This window comes from Phaeobacter gallaeciensis DSM 26640 (assembly GCF_000511385.1).
Taxonomy (GTDB): domain Bacteria; phylum Pseudomonadota; class Alphaproteobacteria; order Rhodobacterales; family Rhodobacteraceae; genus Phaeobacter; species Phaeobacter gallaeciensis.
On sequence record NC_023137.1, the window covers coordinates 2,463,766 to 2,488,048 of the forward strand.

Annotated in this window: 20 protein-coding genes; 8 read left to right on the forward strand and 12 right to left on the reverse strand. The window is 61.0% G+C overall.

Annotated features, from left to right (window positions below; genetic code table 11):
• Window positions 1–4 precede the first annotated feature (4 nt).
• The 3 genes from GAL_RS12015 to GAL_RS12025 all read right to left on the reverse strand — a co-directional run bounded on the left by GAL_RS12015 (window position 5) and on the right by GAL_RS12025 (window position 3,739).
• Window positions 5–1,609 (reverse strand): carboxyl transferase domain-containing protein, encoded by a 1,605-nt coding sequence (locus GAL_RS12015; RefSeq protein WP_024097847.1) that lies wholly within the window; start codon window positions 1,607–1,609, stop codon window positions 5–7.
• A gap of 76 nt (window positions 1,610–1,685) precedes the next feature.
• Window positions 1,686–2,189, reverse strand: coding sequence for a hypothetical protein (locus tag GAL_RS12020; protein WP_024097848.1), 504 nt, complete (start codon window positions 2,187–2,189; stop codon window positions 1,686–1,688).
• On the reverse strand, window positions 2,186–3,739 hold the full coding sequence (locus tag GAL_RS12025) for an AMP-binding protein (RefSeq protein WP_024097849.1): 1,554 nt from the start codon (window positions 3,737–3,739) through the stop codon (window positions 2,186–2,188). Before GAL_RS12025 ends, GAL_RS12020 begins: the two co-directional genes overlap by 4 nt.
• Before the next feature lie 164 nt (window positions 3,740–3,903).
• Between GAL_RS12025 and GAL_RS12030 the strand changes: the two genes are divergently transcribed.
• Window positions 3,904–4,506, forward strand: coding sequence for an OmpW/AlkL family protein (locus GAL_RS12030; protein WP_024097850.1), 603 nt, complete (start codon window positions 3,904–3,906; stop codon window positions 4,504–4,506).
• A gap of 142 nt (window positions 4,507–4,648) precedes the next feature.
• On the opposite strand, the gene GAL_RS12035 is transcribed toward GAL_RS12030, so the two are convergent.
• Window positions 4,649–5,809, reverse strand: coding sequence for an isovaleryl-CoA dehydrogenase (locus GAL_RS12035; protein ID WP_024097851.1), 1,161 nt, complete (start codon window positions 5,807–5,809; stop codon window positions 4,649–4,651).
• A 202-nt stretch (window positions 5,810–6,011) separates the two neighbouring features.
• Between GAL_RS12035 and GAL_RS12040 the strand changes: the two genes are divergently transcribed.
• Window positions 6,012–7,076 (forward strand): Hint domain-containing protein, encoded by a 1,065-nt coding sequence (locus GAL_RS12040; RefSeq protein WP_024097852.1) that lies wholly within the window; start codon window positions 6,012–6,014, stop codon window positions 7,074–7,076.
• 50 nt (window positions 7,077–7,126) lie between these two features.
• Here the strand turns inward: GAL_RS12040 and GAL_RS12045 are convergent, their stop codons facing one another.
• Both GAL_RS12045 and GAL_RS12050 read right to left on the reverse strand, forming a co-directional pair.
• A complete protein-coding gene (locus GAL_RS12045) occupies window positions 7,127–8,335 on the reverse strand; it encodes a DegT/DnrJ/EryC1/StrS family aminotransferase (protein ID WP_024097853.1) in 1,209 nt (402 codons plus the stop codon).
• Between the two features lie 61 nt (window positions 8,336–8,396).
• Window positions 8,397–9,062, reverse strand: a complete 666-nt coding sequence (locus GAL_RS12050; protein ID WP_024097854.1) for an HAD-IA family hydrolase — start codon at window positions 9,060–9,062, stop codon at window positions 8,397–8,399.
• Window positions 9,063–9,194: 132 nt separating this feature from the next.
• On the opposite strand from GAL_RS12050, the gene glmU reads away from it, so the two are divergent.
• From glmU to GAL_RS12065, 3 genes are read left to right on the forward strand one after another with little or no spacing between them, the layout of a single operon-like run.
• The gene (gene glmU / locus GAL_RS12055) at window positions 9,195–10,550 is read left to right on the forward strand and encodes a bifunctional UDP-N-acetylglucosamine diphosphorylase/glucosamine-1-phosphate N-acetyltransferase GlmU (RefSeq protein ID WP_024097855.1); all 1,356 of its coding nucleotides are present in this window, start codon (window positions 9,195–9,197) and stop codon (window positions 10,548–10,550) included.
• Window positions 10,550–12,358: a glutamine--fructose-6-phosphate transaminase (isomerizing) gene (gene glmS, locus GAL_RS12060; protein ID WP_024097856.1), complete on the forward strand. Its 1,809-nt coding sequence runs from the start codon at window positions 10,550–10,552 to the stop codon at window positions 12,356–12,358. The genes glmU and glmS overlap by 1 nt, the downstream gene beginning before the upstream one ends.
• A complete protein-coding gene (locus tag GAL_RS12065; RefSeq protein WP_024097857.1) occupies window positions 12,355–13,095 on the forward strand; it encodes a DNA alkylation repair protein in 741 nt (246 codons plus the stop codon). Before glmS ends, GAL_RS12065 begins: the two co-directional genes overlap by 4 nt.
• A gap of 82 nt (window positions 13,096–13,177) precedes the next feature.
• On the opposite strand, the gene GAL_RS12070 is transcribed toward GAL_RS12065, so the two are convergent.
• Window positions 13,178–13,651: a hypothetical protein gene (locus GAL_RS12070; RefSeq protein ID WP_024097858.1), complete on the reverse strand. Its 474-nt coding sequence runs from the start codon at window positions 13,649–13,651 to the stop codon at window positions 13,178–13,180.
• A 102-nt stretch (window positions 13,652–13,753) separates the two neighbouring features.
• Here GAL_RS12070 and moaA point away from each other — a divergent pair, with 102 nt between their 5' ends.
• From moaA to GAL_RS12085, 3 genes are read left to right on the forward strand one after another with little or no spacing between them, the layout of a single operon-like run.
• A complete protein-coding gene (gene moaA / locus GAL_RS12075; RefSeq protein ID WP_024097859.1) occupies window positions 13,754–14,761 on the forward strand; it encodes a GTP 3',8-cyclase MoaA in 1,008 nt (335 codons plus the stop codon).
• A 1-nt stretch (window position 14,762) separates the two neighbouring features.
• Window positions 14,763–16,106 (forward strand): 3-deoxy-D-manno-octulosonic acid transferase, encoded by a 1,344-nt coding sequence (locus GAL_RS12080; protein ID WP_024097860.1) that lies wholly within the window; start codon window positions 14,763–14,765, stop codon window positions 16,104–16,106.
• Between the two features lie 13 nt (window positions 16,107–16,119).
• Window positions 16,120–17,163, forward strand: a complete 1,044-nt coding sequence (locus GAL_RS12085; protein WP_024097861.1) for a glycosyltransferase family 4 protein — start codon at window positions 16,120–16,122, stop codon at window positions 17,161–17,163.
• A gap of 93 nt (window positions 17,164–17,256) precedes the next feature.
• Here GAL_RS12085 and GAL_RS12090 read toward each other — a convergent pair whose 3' ends face one another.
• From GAL_RS12090 to GAL_RS12110, 5 genes are all read right to left on the reverse strand, one after another.
• Window positions 17,257–18,420, reverse strand: a complete 1,164-nt coding sequence (locus tag GAL_RS12090; RefSeq protein ID WP_024097862.1) for a M20 aminoacylase family protein — start codon at window positions 18,418–18,420, stop codon at window positions 17,257–17,259.
• Window positions 18,421–18,511: 91 nt separating this feature from the next.
• Window positions 18,512–19,675, reverse strand: coding sequence for a M20 aminoacylase family protein (locus GAL_RS12095; RefSeq protein WP_024097863.1), 1,164 nt, complete (start codon window positions 19,673–19,675; stop codon window positions 18,512–18,514).
• 10 nt (window positions 19,676–19,685) lie between these two features.
• Entirely contained in the window at window positions 19,686–20,852 is a 1,167-nt protein-coding gene (locus GAL_RS12100) for a M20 aminoacylase family protein (protein WP_024097864.1), read from the reverse strand.
• Between the two features lie 217 nt (window positions 20,853–21,069).
• The gene (argE, locus tag GAL_RS12105) at window positions 21,070–22,236 is read right to left on the reverse strand and encodes an acetylornithine deacetylase (protein WP_024097865.1); all 1,167 of its coding nucleotides are present in this window, start codon (window positions 22,234–22,236) and stop codon (window positions 21,070–21,072) included.
• A gap of 4 nt (window positions 22,237–22,240) precedes the next feature.
• Window positions 22,241–24,061 (reverse strand): ABC transporter ATP-binding protein, encoded by a 1,821-nt coding sequence (locus tag GAL_RS12110; protein ID WP_040104161.1) that lies wholly within the window; start codon window positions 24,059–24,061, stop codon window positions 22,241–22,243.
• Window positions 24,062–24,283: the final 222 nt, after the last annotated feature.

Sequence of the window (24,283 nt, forward strand, 5' to 3'; positions counted from 1 at the left end):
ATCCTCACATCCGGAAGACGCCGAAGCGCGTGTCTTCGATCGGGGCATTCAGGGCAGCGCTGAGCGACAGGGCCAGCACGTCGCGGGATTTGCGCGGGTCGATGATGCCGTCATCCCAAAGCCGCGCGGAGGCATAAAGCGGGTGACTCTGCTCCTCGAACATGTCGATGGTTGGCTGCTTGAAGGAGGCTTCCTCCTCCGTGCTCCAGCTGCCGCCCTGACGTTCGATGGCATCGCGTTTCACTGTCGCCAGCACGCCCGCCGCCTGTTCGCCGCCCATCACCGAAATGCGGGAGTTGGGCCAGGTCCACAGGAAGCGCGGGGAATACGCACGCCCCGACATGCCGTAGTTGCCCGCCCCAAAGGAGCCGCCGACCAGCATGGTCACCTTCGGTACGTTGGTGGTCGCCACCGCCGTCACCATCTTGGCGCCATGGCGTGCGATGCCTTCGTTTTCGTATTTGCGGCCGACCATGAAGCCGGTGATATTCTGCAGGAACACCAGCGGAATCTTACGCTGGCTGCACAGTTCGACAAAATGCGCGCCTTTCTGGGCGGCTTCGGAGAACAGCACACCGTTGTTGGCGATAATGCCGATCGGACAGCCCTTGAGGTGGGCAAAGCCAGTGACCAGGGTCTCGCCAAACCGTGGCTTGAACTCGTCGAACCGCGAGCCGTCCACCAAACGCGCGATCACCTCGCGGATGTCATAGGGCGTGCGCAAATCACCCGGCACCACGCCGAGGATTTCCTCCGGGTCATAGGCGGGTTCTTCCGGGCTGGCCCAGTTCACCGTCAGCGGCTTGGTGATGTTCAGCGACTGCACCGCGCGCCGCGCCAGCGCCAGCGCGTGGGCATCATCTTCGGCCAGATAGTCGGCCACGCCAGACAGCCGCGTGTGCACATCACCGCCACCCAGATCCTCGGCGCTGACAACCTCGCCGGTAGCGGCCTTCACCAGCGGCGGGCCGGCCAGGAAGATGGTGCCCTGCTCCTTCACGATGATGGTCACATCCGACATTGCAGGCACATAGGCGCCGCCCGCAGTGCAGGAGCCCATGACCACCGCGATTTGTGGGATGCCCTTGGCTGACATCCGGGCCTGATTGTAGAAGATCCGCCCGAAATGGTCGCGGTCGGGGAAGACCTCATCCTGATTGGGCAAGTTGGCACCGCCTGAGTCGACCAGATAGATGCAGGGAAGGTGGTTTTCCTCGGCAACTTCCTGCGCGCGCAGGTGTTTCTTCACCGTCATCGGGTAGTAGGTGCCACCTTTCACGGTGGCATCGTTGCAGACTACCATGACCTCCTGCCCGTGCACCCGGCCGATGCCCGCGATGACACCCGCCGCAGGCGCAGCACCGTCATACATGGCATGCGCCGCAGTGGCGCCGATCTCCAAAAACGGAGAGCCGGGATCCAAGAGGTTCGCCACCCGGCGGCGCGGCAGCATCTTGCCGCGGCTTTCGTGCCGGGCGCGGGATTTCTCGCCGCCGCCCATGCGCGCGGCCTCCGCCGCCTCGCTGATCTCGGCCAGAGCCTCCAGATGGGCCTTGGTGTTTTGTTTGAAGCCCTCGGAGGAAGGCATTGCCTTGGATGTGAGTTTCATGTCCACTCTCCCGTTATAGGGTTGAGATCTATATTCGCGTTTGGGGCCGCGTGCGCCGGGTAAGCAACACTTTGGATCATTGGCTTGCCTCCCCGATCATATCCTCACTGCGCATCAGAACTCTTAGTTTGAGCCATTCTGAAAGTGCCTCCGAATAGCGGCACACTACTTCGGAAGGCAAATTGGGGTCCGAAATCTTGGTACAATCGGGAGCGTCACCCATAGCAGGCATGGGCAGAGACAGACCTGCAGGCCCGTTGCCATCAAGAACACTTTTGTCGAAGTCGGGCATCTGGCTAACGATGCGCGCTCCATCCGCCTCCAACCACGCCGCGGCGCTTTCAACACAATACTGTAAAGCCTTGTTTTCTTGGCTCATGTTGCACATGCGGACGGCCTGCGAGACGCATTGAGTGTCCATGGGCACCGCAAAGCCAACATCGGGGACAAATCCAGAGCAAGCGCTCAGAAAACCGGCTGTATCAAAAATGGGGGTCTCCTCACCTGCCGCAGTAAGAGGAAAGGACGCGCCCAAAGCGCAAGCACAGGCTGCAAGAACGGAAAGGACCGGCTGTTTCATCCTTCCTCCTCCCCCGCAGCCCGCGCCTTCAATTCCTTGCGGATCACCTTGCCGGTCACGGTCATCGGCAGCGCCTCAACGAACGCCACTTCACGCGGATAGGAATAGCTGGCAAGGCGCTGTTTGACGTGATCCTGAAGCTCTTTCTCGGTGGCCGTGGCGCCGGCTTTCAGCACCACATAGGCTTTCACGATCTCGGTCCGCAACGCGTCGGGTTTGCCGACAACCCCCACCGTCGCCACTGCCGGATGCGTCATCAGGCAGTCTTCGATCTCCGCCGGGCCGATGCGGTAGCCGGCGGAGGTAATAACGTCATCCTCGCGCCCGACAAAACGCAGATAGTCCCCCTCCCAGATGCCACGATCTCCGGTGACCAGCCAATCGCCGCGAAATTTCTCAGCCGTCGCCTCGGGGCGGTTCCAATATTCCAGCATCATCGACGCCGCCCCCCGGCGCACGGCGACATCGCCCTCACCTTTTGTGGGGGTGCCGTCGGTGTCTATCACCTCGACCACACATCCCGGAACCGGCTTGCCGATGCAGCCCGGCCGCACCGGAAAATCTGCGGCACAGGAGGACACCGTCATGTTGCATTCGGTCTGGCCGTAGAACTCGTTGATGGTCACGCCCAGGTGACGCTGGCCCCAGGCGAGCATCTCTGCGCCCAGGGACTCTCCACCGCTGGCAACGGAGCGCAGACCGTCGAGCCCCTGCCCCGCCGCCTTCAGCAGGCGCAACGCGGTGGGCGGGAAAAACACATTGCGCACGTCGCCCCGTGCAACAACCTCGGCGCAGGCTTCCGGCGTGAATTTGTCCAGCCGTGCGGCAACCACCGGCACGCCCAGCGCGAGACCCGGCATCAGCACATCGAACAGGCCGCCGATCCATGCCCAATCCGCAGGGGTCCACAGGCAATCACCCGGCTGGCCCAGATGATCATGGCTGATGGCCACGCCGGGCAAATGGCCAGAAAGCACACGGTGACCATGCAGCGCGCCCTTGGCGCTGCCGGTGGTGCCGGACGTGTAGATGAGCACTGCCGGGGTCTCTGGTGTGGTTTCCGCATAAGGCAGGAGATGGCCGCTGTGATCTGCGCTTGCCGATAGGATATCCGCCACCAGCAGCGGGCGCGCCAGAACTCCCAGTTGCTCCGCGCCTGCGCCATCCGTCAGCACCAGCTCAAGCCCCGCATCGCCAATACGCGAGGCCAGCGCATCGTGTTGGAACAGCTTGAACAACGGCACGGAAATGGCACCGATTTTCCAGATCGCGAGATGTGCCACTGCGCAATCCACAGATTGGCTGAGCAACACACCGACACGGTCGCCGGGCTGCACCCGCCGCATCAGATCGCGCGCTACCATATCGACCATCTGCCGCAACTCACCATAGCGGACGTCGCGCCGGGCCCCAGAGGTCAGATCAATGAGGGCGACCTGCTCCTCCGGATGATCCAGCGCCTGCGCTGCCATGTTCAGACAGGCGGGAAACTGCCAGCCGCCGTCGGCGCGCAATCCAGGATACACTGTATGTCCAGCAACGCCACTCATGCCAAGCCTTTCGCAGAATGCATATCAGATATGCAGTTTTTCCCTGCATTCCCAAAGGGAAAGCACGCCACTTCTTGATCCAGATCAGTGTTCCGTCGCTGCCTGAGGCGCATACGTTCTTTGCAAACAAACGACCCGACCACGATAGAAGAGGGATAGTCCCAATGACCCGTATGGTTTCCGCCCTGGCTCTTAGCACTGCACTGGCAGCACTGGCCGGCCCCGCTCTTGCCCAGTCCCAAGGGGACTGGACCCTTGGCGTCGGTATCGCCAACGTCAATCCGAAGTCCGACAACGGCACCGTTGCCGGCGCGGCGGCGACAATTGACGACGATACCGCTCTGACTTTCACTGCGGAGTATTTCATCCGCGACAACATCGGCATCGAACTTCTGGCCGCCAGCCCGTTCGAACATGATATCTCCTTGAACGGCGCCTACACCGCGACCACCAAGCATCTGCCGCCGACCCTGTCGGTGAACTATCACTTTCCGACCCAGACCAAGTTCAAACCCTTTGTCGGCATCGGCATCAACTACACGACCTTTTTTGAGGAAAGCTCCCCCGCGGGCGTGATCTCGCTTGATGACAGTGTCGGACTGGCGCTGAACCTTGGTGCAGACTGGCAGATCTCTGATCGCGGCGCGTTGCGGGTGAATGTCCGCTACATGGACATCGAAACCGATGTGACCCTCAACGGCACCAAAATCGGCACCGCCGAGATCGATCCGGTCACTGTTGGCTTTGGCTACGTTCACCGCTTCTGATCCTTTTGACGAGTAAAAGACTGAGACGAGTACTTCAGGGAGGGGCGGCGCGCTGGGAGGCGCGCCGCTTTCTCGTTTTGCAGATAATCCGCGCATCATACGCGCAGGCCGCCCTACGGACCCGCCCTAGGCACGAGCGTCGTTACATCTGGCCCATCAATTCGCGGCCAATCAGCATCCGGCGGATTTCCGAAGTACCGGCCCCAATCTCCATCAGTTTGGCATCGCGGAAAATCCGGCCCACCGGGTTGTCCGAGAGATAGCCCGCACCGCCAAAGGCCTGCACCGCCTGATGCGCCTGGGTCATGGCGACCTCAGATGCATAAAGACAGCAAGCGGCAGCATCCTGACGGGTTACCGTGCCCTTGTCGCAAGCCTTCGCGACCTCATAAACATAGGAACGGGCCGTGTTCATCGCAGTGTACATATCGGCGATTTTGCCCTGCATCAGCTGGAAGTTCCCGATGGGCTGACCGAACTGCTTGCGCTCTTTCATATAGGGCATCATCTCATCCATGCAGGCCGCCATGATACCGGTGCCGATCCCGGCCAGCACCACGCGCTCATAGTCTAGACCGGACATAAGGACACGCACGCCCTTACCCTCTTCGCCCAGCACATTTTCAAAGGGGACTTCCACGTCTTCGAAAACCAGCTCGGCGGTGTTGGAGCCACGCATCCCCAGCTTGTCGAAATGCTGCGAGGTGGAGAAGCCCTTCATCTCTTTCTCGATCAGGAAGGCCGTGATCCCTTTTGACCCCGCCTCCGGATCTGTCTTGGCGTAGACCACCAGCGTGTCAGCATCAGGGCCGTTGGTGATCCAATATTTATTGCCATTGAGGCGGTAGTGGTCATTGCGCTTTTCCGCGCGCAACGACATCGAGACGACGTCAGAACCGGCGCCCGCCTCCGACATTGCCAGCGCGCCAACATGCTCACCAGACACCAGGCGCGGTAGATATTTGGCTTTCTGCTCTGCATTGCCGTTCAGTTTGATCTGGTTAACGCAGAGATTCGAATGCGCGCCATAGGAAAGCGATACCGAGGCACTGGCCCGCGCGATTTCCTCAACCGCGACGGTATGGGCCAGATAAGACATGCCAGCGCCGCCGAATTCCTCGGGCACGGTGATACCGAGCAGACCCAGTTCCCCCATCTCCTGCCAGAGTTCTGCCGGAAATTCGTTTTTCTGATCAATCTCCTGCGCCATCGGGCGGACGCGTTCTTGCGCCCAGCGGTGCACCATGTCGCGCAGGGCGTTCACATCTTCGCCCAGATCAAAGGTCATGCTTGCGTTGAACATCGTTTTCTCCCGAAGCCGTCAGTTATTGAACAGTTGTTCATTAACTGACATATCCCTCGCTCACAGTCAACAACGCCGCGTTGCAGACCAAGAATTCTTCGCCACCCGGTCCGCTATCAACAAGCAGCACTAGCAACCGCCACACTCCTGCCTTAGTCAGACGTTAGTAAATCGTTTAGCTTTGAAAGACATGAGACCCCCAATGCGTGACCTGATCATCAACGGCACATTCGACAGTGGCTCCGCAAATTGGGACGGGACCGACCTCGAAACCAGCTACACCGAGAACGCCTATCTCGGGAACGGGTCGTCCAATCGTGTTGCCGAGATGGACGGACAATCCGGTCAGACCACGGTCATGGAGCAATCTTTCACCGTCAACAATCCGATCCAGACCTCACTGACACTGGATGCCGCCCTACGCACGGCATCGCTGAACCAGGCCGGAACCGAAGGGTTCACCGTTGAAATTCTGGATGCCGGCGGGGCCGTTATCGCGTCGATGTCGGTGCTGCCAACCGCCAACAGCTTCACCCAGGCCAGCCTGAATGTCGATTTCCCCAGCGCAGGCCAATACACGCTGCGCCTGACAGAACTGGGCAGCGACAACAGCCTGGGCGCAATCGTCGACAATATTTCGCTGATGGTCTGCTTCTGCAATGGCACGCTGATCGAAACAGCCAGCGGCCCCCGCATGATAGAGACATTGGCGGCAGGCGACATCATCCTGACCGAAAACGGACCGAGGCCGCTGCGCTGGATCGGCAAGCGCAGCGTGTCGCCAGCACAGATGGCAGACAACGCCAAGCTCTGCCCGGTTCGGATCGAAGCAGGCGCGCTTGGCCCCGGACTGCCAAGTCAGCCGCTACAGGTCTCACGCCAGCACCGCATGCTGATCCGCTCGCGCGTGGCGCAACGCATGTTTGGTCAATTCGAAGTGCTGATCCCAGCCATTCGCCTGACCGCCTTGCCCGGTATCTACGTTAACGAAGACCGCGCAGCTGTCACCTACTATCATATGCTGTTTGACAACCACGAGATTGTGTTTGCCAATGGCGCGCCAAGTGAAAGCTTGCTGGTCACCGAACAGTCGCTCGCGGCCTTGTCACCTGGCGCACAAGAAGAACTGACACTGCTTTTCCCAGATCTAATCTGCGGCTCGATGCATGGTACTGCAAGCGCCAGACCCATCCCGCCGCGTGCCAGACAAAAGCAGCTTGTTGCGCGGATCGGCAAGAACAATCGCGCCGCGCTGGATGCCATCTGAGCGGCAACTCTGCGCAGCCAGACCAACCTAAATCTGTCCGTGTTGGGCCTTTAGTTAGGCTTTGCCTGAAACACCGTCGCCACCTCCGCGCGGATGATGCGGGCAATCTGCGCGCAGTCCTCCAGCGAGAATGTCAGCGGAACACGCATATCGATGACGCCGTGCAACACCCGGTCACTTGCGGGCATCTCTGGTGCTTCCGCATAGCGCCAGCTGTCATAGCGAGAGGTAAAGGCCACAGGTTCCGGCGCGCCAAACCACTTCAGCTCAACTCCCCGCGCCGCGCAACGGCTGAGCAGCTCGGTGATTTTCTGCGCCGACCAGTCCAGCAGCAGAAACTGAATGGAAGAGCCGACATAGTGCTCCTGCTGCGGGCGCTCCACCAGTTGCAAACCCGGCGTATCGCGCAGACCAGCCTCGATCTGCTGATATCGGTCGTTCCAGCGCTGCACCTGTTGATCAAGATCCCGCAGCTGCGGGCGCAGGATGGCCGCACGCAGATTGTCCATCCGCCCGGAGATATTCGGGGTTTCGTATTTTATCCGCTCAAACACCTCTGGCCCCGGCGCTGCGCGATGCCGCTCATAGAGCATATACGACCCAGATAGCATGATCGCGCGCGCGGCGATGTCCGGGTCCGAGGTCACCAGCAGACCACCCTCGCCTGAGTTCACATGCTTATACGTCTGGCAGGAGTAGCAACCAACCGCACCATGGCGGCCCGACAGCACCCCATTCCAGCGCGCGCCCATGGTGTGGGCGCAATCCTCGATCACGGTGACTCCAGCGGCGTCGCAGATCACCATCAACCGGTCCATATCACAGAGATGCCCGCGCATATGCGACAGCATCAAAACGCGCGGGTGCCCGTCAACCGAAAGCTGTCGCTCCAGATCCTCCAGATCCAGCGTCAGCGCCTCAGTGACGCCGACATAAACCGGATCTGCGCCCACAGCCGCAATTGACCCCGGCACCGGCGCAAGGGTGAAGGCGTTGGTGAGGACCTTGTCGCCCGGCTTCACCCCGACCGCACGCAGCGCTGTCGCCAGCGCATAGCCACCAGAGGCCACCGCAAGCGCATAGGGCACACCCATCTGTGCTGCGAATTCCTCCTCCAGCAGGGTCACTTCCCCCGCCTCGCCATCAGCCACGTTGTAGCGATGCAATCGCCCGTGGCGCATCACCTCGACGGCGGCGGCGATGGCCTCTTCCGGGATGGGTTCCTGCTGGGTAAAGCTGCCGCTGAAAATCTCTGTCATACTGCGTTTGTCTGCGTCCGACTGCCCAAGGTCAAGCCCCGGCCAGTGGCATACTTCGCGACTAAAGCGGCAATAGACGTGCAGCCAGCGCCGGAAGATCCTCGAACCGCTGCAACAGCGCTTCCGGGCGCAGCGCCTCAAGGTCGCCGCCGGACGGACCAAAGGTGACCAACACCGAGGCAACACCGGCAGCAGCGGAGGTTTTGCGGTCCGTTTCGGTATCACCAATCAGAATGGTCCGCTCCGGGTCGCCGCCAGCCCGGCGCGCGGCCTCGCGCAGGGGCGCGGGATCAGGTTTGCGCACAGGCAGAGTATCGGCCCCGACAAGCGAATGAAACGCATCGCGCACGCCAAGGCTCCGGGTCAGTTTCTCGGCCAAGGCTTCGGGCTTGTTGGTGCAGATGCCCACACGAAACCCGTCCACCTTCAACTGTTCGACCGCCTCCATAGCGCCCGGATACATAAAAGTATGAAGATCAATCGCGTCCCGATACTGCTTCAGCAACACAGGATAATATTCCTCAACCAGATCTTCGCTGTAGCGATCAACCCGCTTCAGCCCCGTCGTCAGCATGCTCTTGCCGCCGCGAAGCGCTACCCCGGCATCCTGCGGCAGGGTGAGCAGATCACCGAGCCCCATCTGACGAAAGCAAGCATTGGCAGCCGCCAACAGATCCCCGGATGTATCCGCCAAAGTGCCATCAAGATCGAAGATAACCGTTCGCATATCTGCCCCCTCTCGGCGCGTTTTCGCCACCGCTTGTTGCAAGCCGCAACCTTGTTTGATGGCGCTTTGCCTTGCGCGCCTGCTGTTAGCGGATAAAACGGGGGCGCTGAAAAGACAAAGAGAAAACATCACATGAGCACCGCCCTCGTCATTCTGGCCGCAGGCAAAGGCACCCGGATGAACTCCGACCTGCCCAAGGTTTTGCATCCCATTGCCCACGCCCCAATGCTGGAACACGCGCTGTCCGCAGGGCGCACGCTTGCCCCGGAGCGCACGATTGTTGTGGCCGGTCACGGGGCAGACTACGTGCGCGCCGTGATGGCCGAAATCGACGAAGAGGCTGAAATTGTTGTTCAGGAAGAACAGCTTGGCACCGCACATGCGGTTGCGCAAGCCCGTGACGCCTTGTCCGATTTCGAGGGTGATATCGTCGTGCTTTATGGCGACACGCCCTTCGTCAGCGCTGAGACACTGCAGCGGATGCTGGCCGCACGACAGAACGCCGATCTGGTGGTGCTTGGCTTCACTGCGGCTGATCCCGCGCGCTACGGCCGATTGGTCATGGAGGGCGACAGCCTTGAGCGGATTGTCGAATATAAAGACGCAACCGAGGCAGAGCGGGCGATTGATTTCTGCAACTCAGGCCTGATGGCAGGCAATGCGGCGCAGATGTTTGCGCTGATCGACCGGGTTGATAGCGCCAATGCCTCGGGTGAATATTATCTCACCGATCTGGTGGAACTGGCACGCACCGATGGGCTGCGGGTCACAGCCGTGTCCTGTGACGAGGGTGAGACTCTTGGCATCAACTCCCGCGCTGATCTGGCCCGTGCGGATCGCGTTTTCCAACAGCGCAAACGCGCCGAGCTGATGGCCGATGGTGTTACGCTGATGGACCCTGAGACCGTCTACCTGGCCTTCGACACGGTTATCGGTCGCGACACGATCATCGAACCCAATGTCGTATTCGGCCCAGAGGTCACGGTGGAAAGCGGTGTGTTTATCCGGGCCTTCTCCCATTTTGAGGGCTGCCATATCTCGCGCGGCTCCAAGGTGGGTCCCTACGCCCGCCTGCGTCCTGGTGCGGAGCTGGCCGAGAACACCCACATCGGCAATTTCGTGGAAATCAAAAACGCCGAAATCGCCGAGGGAGCAAAGGTCAATCACCTGAGTTACATTGGCGATGCCAGCGTGGGCGCAGCGACCAACATCGGCGCGGGCACCATTACCTGCAACTACGACGGCGTGATGAAACATCGCACCGAAATCGGCGCCGGGACCTTTATCGGCTCCAACACCATGCTGGTCGCCCCGGTCCGCATTGGCAATGAAGCCATGACCGCGACAGGTGCTGTCGTCACCAAATCAGTTGAGGACGGCGCGTTGGCCATTGCCCGCACGGAACAACAGAACAAACCCGGCCGCGCGCGCAAGCTGATGGATATGCTGCGCGCCAAGAAAGCCCGCCTGAGCAAAGGAGCCGAATAATGTGTGGCATCGTCGGCGTTCTTGGCAATCACGAAGCAGCCCCCATTCTGGTTGAGGCGCTGAAGCGGCTTGAATATCGCGGCTATGACAGCGCGGGCATCGCCACGGTCAACGGTGGCGCGCTGGACCGTCGCCGCGCCGTTGGCAAACTGGTGAACCTCTCCGATCTGCTGGTGCATGAACCTCTGCCCGGCAAATCCGGCATTGGTCACACCCGCTGGGCCACCCATGGTGCGCCAACAGTCGGCAATGCCCACCCCCACCGGGCCGGTGACGTCGCGGTTGTCCACAATGGCATCATCGAGAATTTCAAGGATCTGCGCGACGAGTTGGCTCAGAAAGGCATCACCTTTCAGACAGATACGGATACCGAAACGGTTGCCCTCCTTTGCGAGGCCCTGATCCGCGATGGCAGGTCTCCGGTGGAGGCCGCGCGTGAAACCGTCGCGCGGCTGGAGGGGGCCTTCGCGCTGGCTTTCCTCTTTGAGGGCGAAGAGGATCTGATGATCGCCACCCGCAAGGGATCGCCCCTGGCAATCGGCCATGGTGACGGTGAGATGTTTGTTGGCTCCGACGCCATTGCGCTCGCGCCCTTCACCGATCAGATCACCTATCTGGAGGAAGGCGATTTTGCCGTCCTGACGCGCCGCAGCCTTGAGATCCGGGATCAGCGCGGCGCCATTGCCAACCGCGAGAAACGCCAGATACAGCTGGCCAATGCCCGCGTCGACAAGGACGGCCACAAGCACTTCATGGCCAAGGAAATCGCCGAGCAGCCGGTGGCCATTGACCGCGCGCTGAAGGCCTACCTGAGCGATGACGGACAGCTGGCGCTCCCGGCAGAACTTGATTTCACCAAGATCGAGCGATTGACAATGGTGGCCTGCGGCACCGCGTTTTATGCCTGCATGGTTGCGAAATACTGGTTCGAACAAATCGCCCGGATGCCGGTTGAGGTCGATGTCGCCTCCGAATTCCGCTACCGCGAGCCTCCCGTTTCAGAGAAGACGCTGGCCCTGTTTGTCTCGCAGTCGGGCGAGACCGCCGACACGCTGGCGGCGCTGCGTTACATGGACGGCAAAGCACAGCAGATCGTCGGGCTGGTCAACGTCCCCGAAAGCTCCATCGCGCGCGAAAGCGATGTGGTGCTGCCGCTGCACGCGGGCCCTGAGATTTCCGTTGCTTCGACCAAGGCGTTCACCTGTCAGCTGTCGATCCTTCTGCTGCTGGCCTTGCGCGCGGCTGAGCAACGTGGCCTACCCCTGCCGGAGGGCATGCCTGCCGATCTGCGCGCCCTGCCCGGGCTGATTCACCAATCGCTGGCAGGAGAGAAGCAAATCACCGCCTCAGCCCGCGGGCTGGCCAAGGCGCAGGACATTATCTTCCTGGGGCGCGGGCAGCTCTATCCGCTGGCGCTGGAAGGCGCGCTGAAACTCAAAGAGCTGAGCTATATCCACGCAGAAGGCTATGCCAGTGGCGAGTTGAAACACGGGCCTATCGCCCTCATCGACGAAAAGGTGCCGGTGGTGGTCCTCGCCCCCCGCGACGCCCTGTTCGACAAGACCGTCTCCAACATGCAGGAGGTGATGGCGCGCGGCGGTAAGGTGATCCTCGTGACGGATGCCGAAGGGGCTAAAATCGCGGGCGATGGCACCCATGAGGTGATCGTAATGCCGCAAGTGCCCGACACGCTGGCGCCGATCCTCTACGCCGTACCGGCACAGCAGATCGCCTATTACACCGCAATAGCCAAGGGCACGGATGTCGACCAGCCACGCAACCTTGCCAAATCGGTGACCGTGGAATGAGCCGGCTGACGATCGAGGTGGCCTTGGCCGCGCTAGAGAACGCCGCAGAGCCTGCGCGCGCAGCCCAGATGACGAGCTACCACAAGCAAAAGCGACGGGTGCTGGGGGTTCCAAATCCCGTCATCAACAGCCTCAGCCAGGAGTGGCGCCAGCAACTGACCGCAGAAGGAGACGGCGTAGCAGCCCGCTGCGCGCTGGCGCAGGAGCTCTGGGCCAGCGATGTGTTCGAAGCCCGGATCGCAGCGGCGAAGCTGCTCACCCAGGCGCGGATCAAGGAAGACGCGGAGGTCTGGGAACTTCTGCAAAGCTGGCTAGCGGATTTTGACAGCTGGGCCATTGCCGACCACGCTGCCTCGGCCATCCAGAAACGGCTTCAGGCGCAGCCTGAGCGGCTGGACACAGTTGAGGGCTGGACGGCCAGCGATCATATGTGGACCCGCCGCGCCGCATTGGTTTCGACCCTGCCATGGGCGAAACTGCCAAACCCGAAAGCCGAAGAACTGGCCACGCGTGAGCGGATCCTCGGCTGGGCAGCGACCTATGTGCCGGATCGCAACTGGTTCATTCAGAAAGCCATCGCCTGGTGGCTCCGTGACCTCAGCAAACATGACGCTGACCGCAGCAGCGCGTTTCTGGCCGAACATGGCGCTGCGATGAAACCCTTTGCCCGCAAGGAAGCTGCGAAATACCTGCCTGCCTCCGAAAGCGATCCAACAGGGGCGCGAGCCGCACAGTAGTTAGCCATACAAGACGGCGACACACAAAACAAAAGGCGCGAGGGCAGACCATCGCGCCTTTTGTTTGCATCCATGCGGTCCGTCAGGCTGCCGGCAGCACCTGCACCTCGACCAGCTCAGTCAGCGGCAATCCAAGCGCCCGCATGGCATCAATCGACAACCGGCTGCCCGCGCCGGTATCGCCACCGATGGGCCGCAGGGTCAGCGTAACTTCAGTGCCGCGCGGCGAACGCACGCGGGCAACCTGCGGGCTATCAACCAGCGGCGTCTCCATCCAGAGCCCCGATTGCGACGGATCGCCGAGGCTGGCAACGGTTGAGGCACGCCCGGTATAGCCAGAGGCGGTCCCCGCAGAGGCCACCTGCTGGCCACCCGTGCCGTCCAACGGGGTTTGCTCGACACCCGGGGCCAGCGGTACGCTCCCCGCCGTATCATCGACCGGATCAGCAACCGGAGCGGCGGAGCGTTGCCCACCCAAGACGGAGGAATTCCACTGCAACGGGCCGCAGGCCCCAAGCAGCACGACAGAAGACAGGATCAAAACAGAATAACGCATAGCGTGACACTAGCTCTGGCCTCACAGCTTTGCCAGCGGCAATCCGACCCTCAGCCAAACTCAGCCCTTGCCGCAAGCCCGCCCCCGCTTTACCTAGTAAGGATGACTGCTCCGCTTATCGATCCCTTCGCCCGCGCCATCACCTACCTGCGTGTCTCGGTCACCGACCGCTGCGATTTTCGCTGCGTTTACTGCATGTCCGAGAACATGACCTTCTTACCTAAGAAGGAGCTGCTGACGCTGGAAGAGCTGGACCGGATGTGCTCAACCTTCGTCAATCTGGGTGTTGAGAAACTGCGCATTACCGGGGGCGAACCGCTGGTGCGTCGGGGCATCATGACCTTCTTCCGCTCCATGACACGCCATCTCGAAAGTGGCGCGCTGAAGGAGCTGACGCTGACCACCAATGGCTCCCAGCTGGAGAAATATGCCCAAGACCTCTACGACGCAGGTGTCCGACGGGTGAATGTTTCGCTTGATACCATTGATGAGGGAAAGTTCGCCGACATCACCCGCTGGGGCCGCCTGCCGCAGGTGCTGCGCGGGATTGATGCCGCCCAAAAGGCCGGTCTGCGGATCAAGATCAACGCCGTCGCCCTTAAAGGCTTCAACGAAGACGAGTTGTCCGCCATTACTCGCTGGTGCGCAGAACGAGATATGGATCTCACCTGGATTGAGGTCATGCCGATGGGCGATATCGGCAATGAAAACCGTCTCGGGCAGTATTGGTCTCTGAAAGATGTGCGCCGCGCCTATGACGACCACTACAACGTCACCGATCTGGCGGAGCGCACGGGCGGACCGGCACGCTATGTCCGGTTGGAAGAAACCGGCCAGAAAATCGGCTTCATCACACCGCTGTCCCATAACTTCTGCGAAAGCTGTAACCGGGTGCGCCTCACCTGCACGGGGGAGCTGTACATGTGTCTGGGCCAGGAAGACATGGCAGACCTGCGTGCCCCGCTGCGCGATCATCCCAAAAATGACCAGGCGCTGGAAGATGCGATCCGTGCCGCGATCACCCTGAAACCCAAAGGTCATGATTTCGACTATTCGCGGCAGAAACTCGACGGGCAAATGCCCCGTCACATGAGCCATACCGGCGGCTGAGATGACCAGCCCCAGGACCAGCGCTCCGTCGCTGCTGTTTCACCTCTATCGCGGCATCACCGCGGCGGTGACGCCTTTTGCCTATCGCAAGGTGGCGGGAAAGCTCGCCAATCACGGTGTCTCACCCGCACGCCAGCGCGAACGGCTGGGCTATGCGAGCCAGCCGCGCCCAACACCACAGACCCCGGATGGCCACCCTGCTCCGCTGATCTGGTTTCACGGGGCCTCCGTCGGCGAAAGCCTCGCAGCGCTGAGCCTGATCGACAAACTGAGCCCACGCTTGCCCGGGGCCGAATTCCTGCTCACGTCTGGCACGGCCAGCTCGGCTGAGATGATGGCGAAACGGATGCCCGGACATTGCCGCCACCAGTTTGCGCCGCTGGACGCCACCGCACCGGTGCGCCGGTTCCTGCGTCACTGGCAGCCCGATGCGGCGCTCTTTGTCGAAAGCGAGCTGTGGCCGGTAACGCTGGACGCGGCCAAACGTTCCGGCGTGCGGCTGGCACTGGTCAATGCCCGGCTTTCGGCCCGCTCCATCGCGCGGTGGAAATCCAAACCGGCAACCGCAGCCTTTGTCATGCAGCATTTCGATGTGTTGCTCAGCCAGAACCCGCAAATGGGCCAGAGCCTGACCGACCTTGGCGCCCCAGCTGATCGCGTTCATCCCAGCGGCAACCTGAAGGCCGGCTCCGCACCGCTGCCTGTCGATCAGACCGTCCTCGCCTCAGTTCAGGCCGAGCTGGGAGCGCGCCCGGTCTGGATCGCAAGCTCCACCCACCGTGGCGAAGAGGAGACCGTGATTGCGGCTCATAAGGCATTGCTGGCCGAGACCCCCAATCTCTGCCTGCTGCTGGCTCCGCGTCACCCGGAGCGCGCTGACGAGATTGCCGCGCTGATCGAAGAGGCCGACCTCAGCGTTGCCCGTCGCAGCGCAGGCGACGCCCTCACCCCTGACACGCAGGTCTATCTGGCCGACACGCTGGGCGAAGTCGGGACTTGGTATGCGCTATCGCCAATCGTGTTTCTAGGCGGCTCTCTTGCCCCCATCGGCGGGCATAATCCCTTTGAAGTGGCGCAGGCCGGCGCCGCCGTGATCACCGGGCCGGGCTATTCCAACTTTGCCGAGACCTACCCGCCGCTGATCGACGCCGGTGGCGCGGTTGAGGTTAGCGACGCCCCAACGTTGGCAGGGGCAGTCCAGCATTGGTTGACGGATGACACCGCCCTTAACACGGCTCGCACTGCTGCGCGCGGGGTGGTCGAGGCACAGGCGGCAGCGCTTGATGGCGTGGTTGATCTGTTGATCAGTCAACTGGCCCTTGCACCGACGCCGCGAGACAACTGATTGGAACCCTCGGATGGCTGACCTCCTTGTCACCAATTTCAATCGCAATTTCACCGGTGTCTCGGCGACCGCTGCAAATGTGATCCGCCAGCAGGCACAGCGCTATGACATGGCGCTGGTCGGACGTCCCCTGCCTGGTTGCCCGGATCCGATCAGCATCTCCGCCGCCCGCGCCGCATCACGCCTACATGACCCGTCCCGCCCTTTTGCCATCTGGCATGTGCGCCGCAACACCGAAATGCGCGCCGCGATCTGGGCGCGCGACGTCCTGCGCCTGCCGGTGCGGATTGTCTTCACCTCGGCGGCGCAACGGCGGCATTCTGCCTTTCCGCGCTGGCTGATCTCGCGCATGGATGCGGTGATTGCCACCACCGAAGCCGCCGCAACCTATGTCCCCCATGTGCGTGCTGTGGTGCCGCATGGGGTCGACACCGATCTCTTTACACCGGCGGAGAACCGCAGCTCGGCGTGGGCCGCACTTGGCTACGGCGGCCAGCAGGGGATTGCCACCGTCGGGCGTATTCGCCCGGAGAAAGGCACCGACCTGTTCGTCGACGCCATGCTGCGCCTCTTGCCGAAACACCCCGGCGCGGTCGCACTGGTGATCGGGCGTGCCGCGCGGGAGCATCAGGGATTTATGAAAGGCTTGCAGGCAAAGATCGCCGCAGCGGGCCTTAGCGAACGCATTCTCTTTCCTGGTGAAATCCCCGCAAGCGATCTGCCACGCGTGATGCGGGCGCTGTCGCTGGTGATGCAGCTGCCCCGCTACGAAGGCTACGGCATGGCCCCGCTGGAGGGGTTGGCCAGTGCTGTGCCCTTTGTCGGCTCGGACACCGGATATTACCGCGCATTTTCAGCGCAGGGCACCGTCGGTACCGTAGTGCCGCTGGAGGCCGCAGAAGCAGCAGCTGACGCCGCTGGTCAGTTTCTGTCGACGCCGGAGAGGCTGTTCCAACAGGGAAAAGCTGGCCGCGATCTGGCGGTCCACGCCTTCAGCGCCCGTGCGGAGGCCGATGGAATCGACGCCGTCTATCAGGACCTCTGGTCCGCAAGCTAAGCGCGAGCAGGCTTTCCCCTAGATAACGCCAAAAAAAATCGCCTGCCCACACCAGGACAGGCGATCCTCTTAACTGGTCTCTCGCCTCAGTGATCAGGCGGCGGGCATCCGCTGTTCGACAATTTCGGCCCACCAGCTGCACCCAGCAGGAATGGCCTCATCGTTGAAGTTGTACTCCGGGTGGTGAACGGCAGCGGTATCGCCATTGCCGACCAGGATATAGGCGCCGGGACGCTCTTCCAGCATGAAGGCGAAATCTTCGCCGCCCATCACAAGGGGCGCATCATCGCAGCCACCAGAGATATCCCGCGCCACCTTTGCGGCAAACTCGGTCTGTTCGTCATGGTTCACCATCACCGGATATCCACGATGATAGGTGACATCCGCCGTGCCGCCAAAGGTCGCGGCAATGCCATCGCAAATCTCATTGATCCGCTTCTCCGCGAGATCACGCATTTCACCCGACATGGTGCGCACAGTTCCCTTGATCTGAACACTCTGCGGGATGACGTTGAACGCCTTGGAGGAGGTCTCAAATGAGGTCACCGAGACAACGATCTGATGCACGGGGTCGGCGTTACGCGAGGCGATGGTCTGCAGTGCAAGTACGGCCTGCGCCGACATCACGGTGGTGTCGATGGTTTCCTGAGGCTTCGCCGCGTGACCGCCGCGTCCTTCAAAGGTGATATCAAACTGATCGGTCGCCGCAAAAAACGCGCCCGGACGGATTGCGAAGGAGCCAACCGGACGGCCCGGCCAGTTGTGCATGCCGTAGACTTCCTGGATGTTCCAGCGATCCATCATACCGTCGTCACACATTTCCTTGCCGCCACCGCCGCCTTCTTCAGCGGGCTGGAAAATCACCACCACGGTGCCATCAAAGTTGCGGGTCTCGGACAGGTATTTGGCCGCCCCCAACAGCATTGCAGTATGGCCATCGTGGCCACAGGCGTGCATCGCGCCATCGGTCTTGGAGGCATAGTCCAGACCGGTCTGTTCGTGGATCGGCAGCGCGTCCATATCGGCGCGCAGGCCGATCACCTTGCCGGAACTGTCAGACTTGCCCTTGATCACCCCCACAACGCCGGTGCGGCCGATGCCGGTGACAATCTCGTCGCAGCCAAACTCTCTCAGCTTCTCCGCAACCAGCGCGCTGGTGCGATGGGTCTCAAACAGAATTTCAGGGTTCTCGTGGATATCACGGCGCCAGGCGGTGACTTCGCCTTGCAGTTCGGCAAAACGGTTTTTCACAGGCATGGTAAGGTCCTTTTTCTCTATCAATGCGCTGACGATCTTGGTCCGCGCTGTTTTCAGTTGAATGACGGTTGATGCAGACAACACTTTCCAATCAGGGCATTGGTAGCCGCTGTTCGATCAGGGTGACGAACCAGCTGCATCCGGCCGGGATGGCATCGTCGTTGAAGTCATAGGCCGGGTGATGCAGACCGGCTGAGGAGCCATTGCCCACGCGGATCATGGCACCGGGGCGTTCCTCCAGCATGAAGGAGAAATCCTCTCCGCCCATGGCAAGTGCCACCTCCTCACAGTCGCCCGCCACCGCCACGGCTGCCTCATGGGCATAATCAGTCGCCGCTGCATCATTGATGGTCACGGGAACCCCGTTCACAAACTCTACCTCCGCAGAGCCGCCAAAACTCTGCGCGATCCCCGCAGTGACCGCACGCAGCCGCTCCGGGATCTGTGCACGAACCTGCGGCGAGTGGGTGCGAATGGTGCCTTTCACCTCCGCCCGGTCTGGGATGACATTATAGGCCTTTGACGATGTCTCAGCCGAGGTTATCGACAAAACGCCCTGCATCACGGGATCGACATTGCGCGACACGATGGTTTGTAGCGCGGTGATCAGTTGGCACATCATCACCGTGGTATCGGCGGTTTCCTGTGGTTTGGCCGCATGGCCACCGCGCCCTTGCAGACGAATGATGAACTCATCAACGGAAGCCAGGATCGGCCCGGAGCGCAGAGCGAATTTGCCGATATCAAGCCCCGGAGAATTGTGGATGGCATAGACCTCGTCAATACCGAAGCGGTCCATCAGACCATCCTTACACATGGCCTCAGCGCCATTGCCGCCCTCTTCGGCGGGCTGAAAAATCACCACCGCCGCGCCGTCAAAGTTGCGGGTCTCTGCCAGGTATTTGGCCGCCCCCAGAAGCATCGCGGTATGGCCGTCATGACCGCAGGCGTGCATCGCCCCCTCATTCTGCGAGGCATGCGGCAGGCCGGTATCCTCTGCCATGGGAAGCGCGTCCATATCCGCACGCAGACCAATCACCCGGTTCTGTGTGTCGCTGCGCCCTCGGATCACCCCGACGACACCGGTCCGGCCGATCCTCGTCACCACCTCGTCACAGCCGAAGGCACGCAGTTTCTCGGCCACCAGCGCGCTGGTGCGATGGGTCTCGTAGAGGATTTCCGGGTGCTGATGGATGTCCCGACGCCAGGCGGTGATTTCAGCGTGCATGTCAGCAAAGCGGTTCTTCACGGGCATCGGCTAATCCTCAGGCTGCGGGCATACGTCGTTCGACCAGTTCGGCGAACCAGCTGCATCCCAGCGGGATCGCCTCATCGTCGAAATCATAGGCCGGGTGGTGGCACATGGCAGTGTCCCCATTGCCAAGGAAGATATAGGCGCCCGGACGCTCTTCCAGCATATAGGCGAAATCCTCTGACGGCATGATCGGGTCAGTATTATCGCTAACCTTCGCCGCCACCGCGCGGGCCGCCTCAACCGCATAGCCGGTCTCGGCCTCGGTATTCACGGTCACCGGATAGCCCGGCGTCCAGGTCACCTCAGCCTGCGCGCCGTAGGCCGACGCGATATCCTGCGCAATACGGCGTACGCGGGTCTCGGCCTGGCTTCGGCATTCCGTGTCGAGGGTGCGCACTGTTCCTTGCAGCCGGGCTGTATGCGCAATCACATTGGAGGCGGTGCTGTCGGTTTCAAAGGTGCCAACAGTCAGGACCACACGTTTCAGCGGATCGATATTGCGCGACACGATAGATTGTAAAGATACCACGATCTGAGATGCCACCAATGTGGTATCAATGGCTTCATGCGGGGTCGCCGCATGTCCCCCCACACCGGTTACCAGAATCTCGAATTCATCGGAGGACGCCAGCAATGGACCGGAGCGGATGGCAAATTCCCCAACCGGAATGCCCGGCGCATTATGAAGGCCATAAACCTCCTCAATACCCCAACGCTCCATCATGCCGTCGTCACACATCGCCTTGCCGCCGGCGCCGCCTTCTTCTGCGGGTTGAAAGATCAACACCGCCCGGCCATCAAAATTGCGGGTCTCAGCAAGATATTTTGCGGTGCCGAGCAGAATAGAAGTGTGGCCATCATGGCCGCAGGCATGCATCAGCCCCGGCGTCTGGGAGGCATAATCCAGCCCCGTCGCCTCAGTAATTGGCAGCGCATCCATATCGGCACGCAGGCCTATCACACGACCAGAGGTGTTGGTCCTACCCTCAATGACAGCGACAACCCCGGTGCGACCGACACCGGTGGTGATATCGCTGATACCAAAACTGCGCAGCTTCTCCTCAACAAATGCCGCCGTCTTGTGCACCTCATACAGCAGCTCCGGCATCTGATGCAGGTGACGCCGCCAGCCGGTGATCTCAGCGTGCATCTCGGACAGGCGGTTTTTGATCGGCATGGGTGTTTCCTCCAAATGGTCCGTCACAACCCCGCCCTTCTATGTGCAATGGTGCAAGGCAGCACAGCAGGGAGATCGTCAGGCGGCAGCGCGAACAGGGGTATCCGCGAGCACTCTCTGACAGAAAACTTGCCTTATCAAGTAACCAGGTGCAAGCAGATCGCCATCGGCCATGATCAGCCCAGGCAGGGCGTCCCAAAACCGCGCCGCCCGGTTCTCAGGTCGCAAGCCGCTCAATCAGCTGCTGCATGAAACGGTGGCCTGCGTTGAACTGCGCCACCTCAACATACTCATTCGGCTGATGCGCCTGCGCGATATCACCGGGACCGCAGATCACAGCGGAATAGCCCGCCTCCTGAAACTGCCCGGCCTCGGTGCCATAGCTCACCACATGAGTGCCGTTGTCCCCGGTGAGCGCACGCACCAGAGTTTCAGCCTCGCCCTCCACCTCAGGAACCAGACCCGGCACGTTGAACTTCTTGCTAACGTCGATACGGGTGTCGGGATGGACCGCCTGCATCTCCGCTTCGACCTCACGCACCTTGGCCAGATAGGCGCTCTCCCACTCCGCCGCAGATTCGCCGGGGACAACCCTGAAATCCATTACGAAACGACAGTCCTTTGCCGTGATATTATGCGCTGTGCCGCCATTGATCATACCGACATGGCAGGTGGTGAAGGGCGGCGTGAATAGCGACGCAACGTCATCTGGCGTCTTGGCCATATTCTCCGCATTGCGCGCATTGGCCCAATCAATCAGTCGCGCACCTTGCATGATAGCACTGACACCCGTGTGCATGAGCGAGCTGTGCACCTCAAAACCCACCAGATGGGTGCTGTAGCCGATACCGCCCTTGTGCCCGGTCACCGGGCGCATCACCGAAGGCTCACCAACGATAACACAAGATCCCTTGGGCAGAACCTCCTGCATCGCGACAATCATCGGAGGCGCGCCGGTGCAGCCCACCTCCTCATCAAAGCTGAGCGCAAGCTGCAAAGGCCGCGCGACACCTCGGTGGTGCGCGGCGACCAATGCCCAGATCGCCAAGGCGTCAAAGCCTTTCATATCGCAGGTGCCGCGCCCAAAATACTTTCCGTCCCGCTCCACCACCGTGAAAGGATCACTGTCCCAGGGCTGCCCCTCAATCGGCACAACATCCGTATGCCCGGACAGGACCACCGCCCCTTCCACATCAGGGCCGACATGGGCAAAAACCGCCGCTTTATGTGGCTGATCCGGATCCACCCATCGGTGCGCAGTGATGCCGTGACTGGCCAGATAGCCCTCAACCCAATCCACCAGCGGCAGGTTGGTTTCGCTGCTGACGGTAGGAAAAGAGATCAGCTTGGTCATGATCTCCAGCGGGCTGAGCTGTTCTGTCATGCGCTTAGTAACCGCTATCAGTGGTCAGAACAAAATGCCCCGGTTCCACCTCAATATACTGCGAGGGCTCGGGCTCGTAGTTCAGATCGTGGATCGGCGACGGAATCGGTTTGAAGTTCAGATCCTTCTCCGATTTGCGCTGGTTGGGGTCAGCGATCGGAACCGCCTTCATCAAGGCCTGTGTATATGCGTGCTGCGGGTTCTCAAACACGCGCGCCCTCGGTCCGAGTTCGACAATGCGGCCCAGATACATCACACCGACCTGATGGCTGACACGTTCAACAACGGCCATATCATGGCTGATAAACAGGAACGACAACCCCAGTTCGGCCTGAAGTTCCATCATCAGGTTCAAGACCTGCGCCTGCACCGACACGTCCAGCGCCGACACCGCCTCATCCGCGACGATCAGTTTCGGATTGAGTGCGAGGGCGCGGGCAATGGCGATACGCTGGCGCTGACCGCCGGACATCTCATGCGGATAGCGGCGCATGAAGCTGCGCGGCAGATGCACCCGGTCAAACAGGTTGGCGACCCGGTCCTGCAGTTCTGAACCAGAAGCCAGACCGTAGTTGCGCATCGGCTCCGCCACCTGGTCCAGCAGCTGCATCTGCGGATTGAGAGAGGCAAAAGGATCCTGAAAGATCATCTGCATATCAAGCCGCGCCTTGTGCAGCTCGCTCTGGTTCAGGCCAAGGATATCGCGGCCTTCGAATTCCACCGCGCCGGATTGCGGCTCCACCAGTCGCAGGATCGACCGCCCAGCAGAGGATTTGCCGCATCCAGATTCACCGACCAGCGACAGGGTCTGCCCTTTGAACACCTTGAAAGACACATCTTCGACCGCATGCACATTGGCCACGGTACGGCGCAGGATGCCCCCCTTCACCGGGAAACGGGTCACCAGGTTGCGCACGTCCAGCAGCACCTCATCGCTGCCCTTGATCGGTGCGATTTCCTGCTGCTCCACGCCCATCAGCTTCATCGGCTCCGGGTAGTCCTTGCCGCGCATCTCGCCCAGCTTGGGAACCGCCGCCAATAGGGCTTTGGTATAGTCATGCTGCGGGTTTTCGAAGATCTCCTTGACGGTGCCTTCTTCGACCTTGTTACCACGGAACATGACAACCACACGGTCTGCCATCTGCGCGACCACCGCCATATCATGGGTGATGAACATCACCGCGGTGCCGGTTTCCCGCTTCAGCCGGTCCATCAGCGCAAGGATTTCGGCCTGAATGGTGACATCCAGCGCGGTTGTTGGTTCGTCCGCGATCAGCAGACGCGGCTCGCAGGCCATCGCCATCGCGATCACCACGCGCTGACGCATTCCGCCCGACAATTCATGCGGGTATTGCTTCAGGCGGCGTTCCGGCTCTGGGATACGGACCTCCCGCAGCAGTTCCAGCGCGCGTGCTTCGGCGTCTTTCTTGCTGAGTTTTTTGTGGATCCGCAACCCTTCGGTCAGCTGACGCCCGACGGTGAACACCGGGTTCAGCGCGGTCATCGGCTCCTGAAAGATCATTCCGATCTCATTGCCGCGAATCTGTTTCATCAGCGCCTGATCGGTTTTGCCGAGATCAACTTCGCCCCCGTCGCGGCGGTCAAACAGCAGCTGCCCCGACGTAATATCGCCGCCACCAAACTCAACCAGACGCATCAGTGACAGCGAGGACACCGATTTACCAGACCCGGATTCGCCAACAATGCAAACGGTTTCGCCGGGATTAACATCAAAGGAGACATCCTTGACGCCCACCACCGGGCCGTCTTTGGTCTGAAACTCCACCCGGAGCCCTTTGATTTGCGCGATTGGTTGATCCAGCACCGTGACGTCCCCTTCGTATTTTTCTTTTTTCGATGGCGTTAACAGAAAGGTGTACGCACCTGCGCTGACCCCGTCAAACCCACGGCCAGAGCCTGCCCAATTTTTTCTCGGCTGCAAGTCTTGCAATTTGGCAGGAGTCTGTATTCGATACTCGCAGTGCAGCCACGCCTGCCTCCGGTTGCAAGCCATGATCGCGGTAACGTGATCGCAGCCACAACCCGG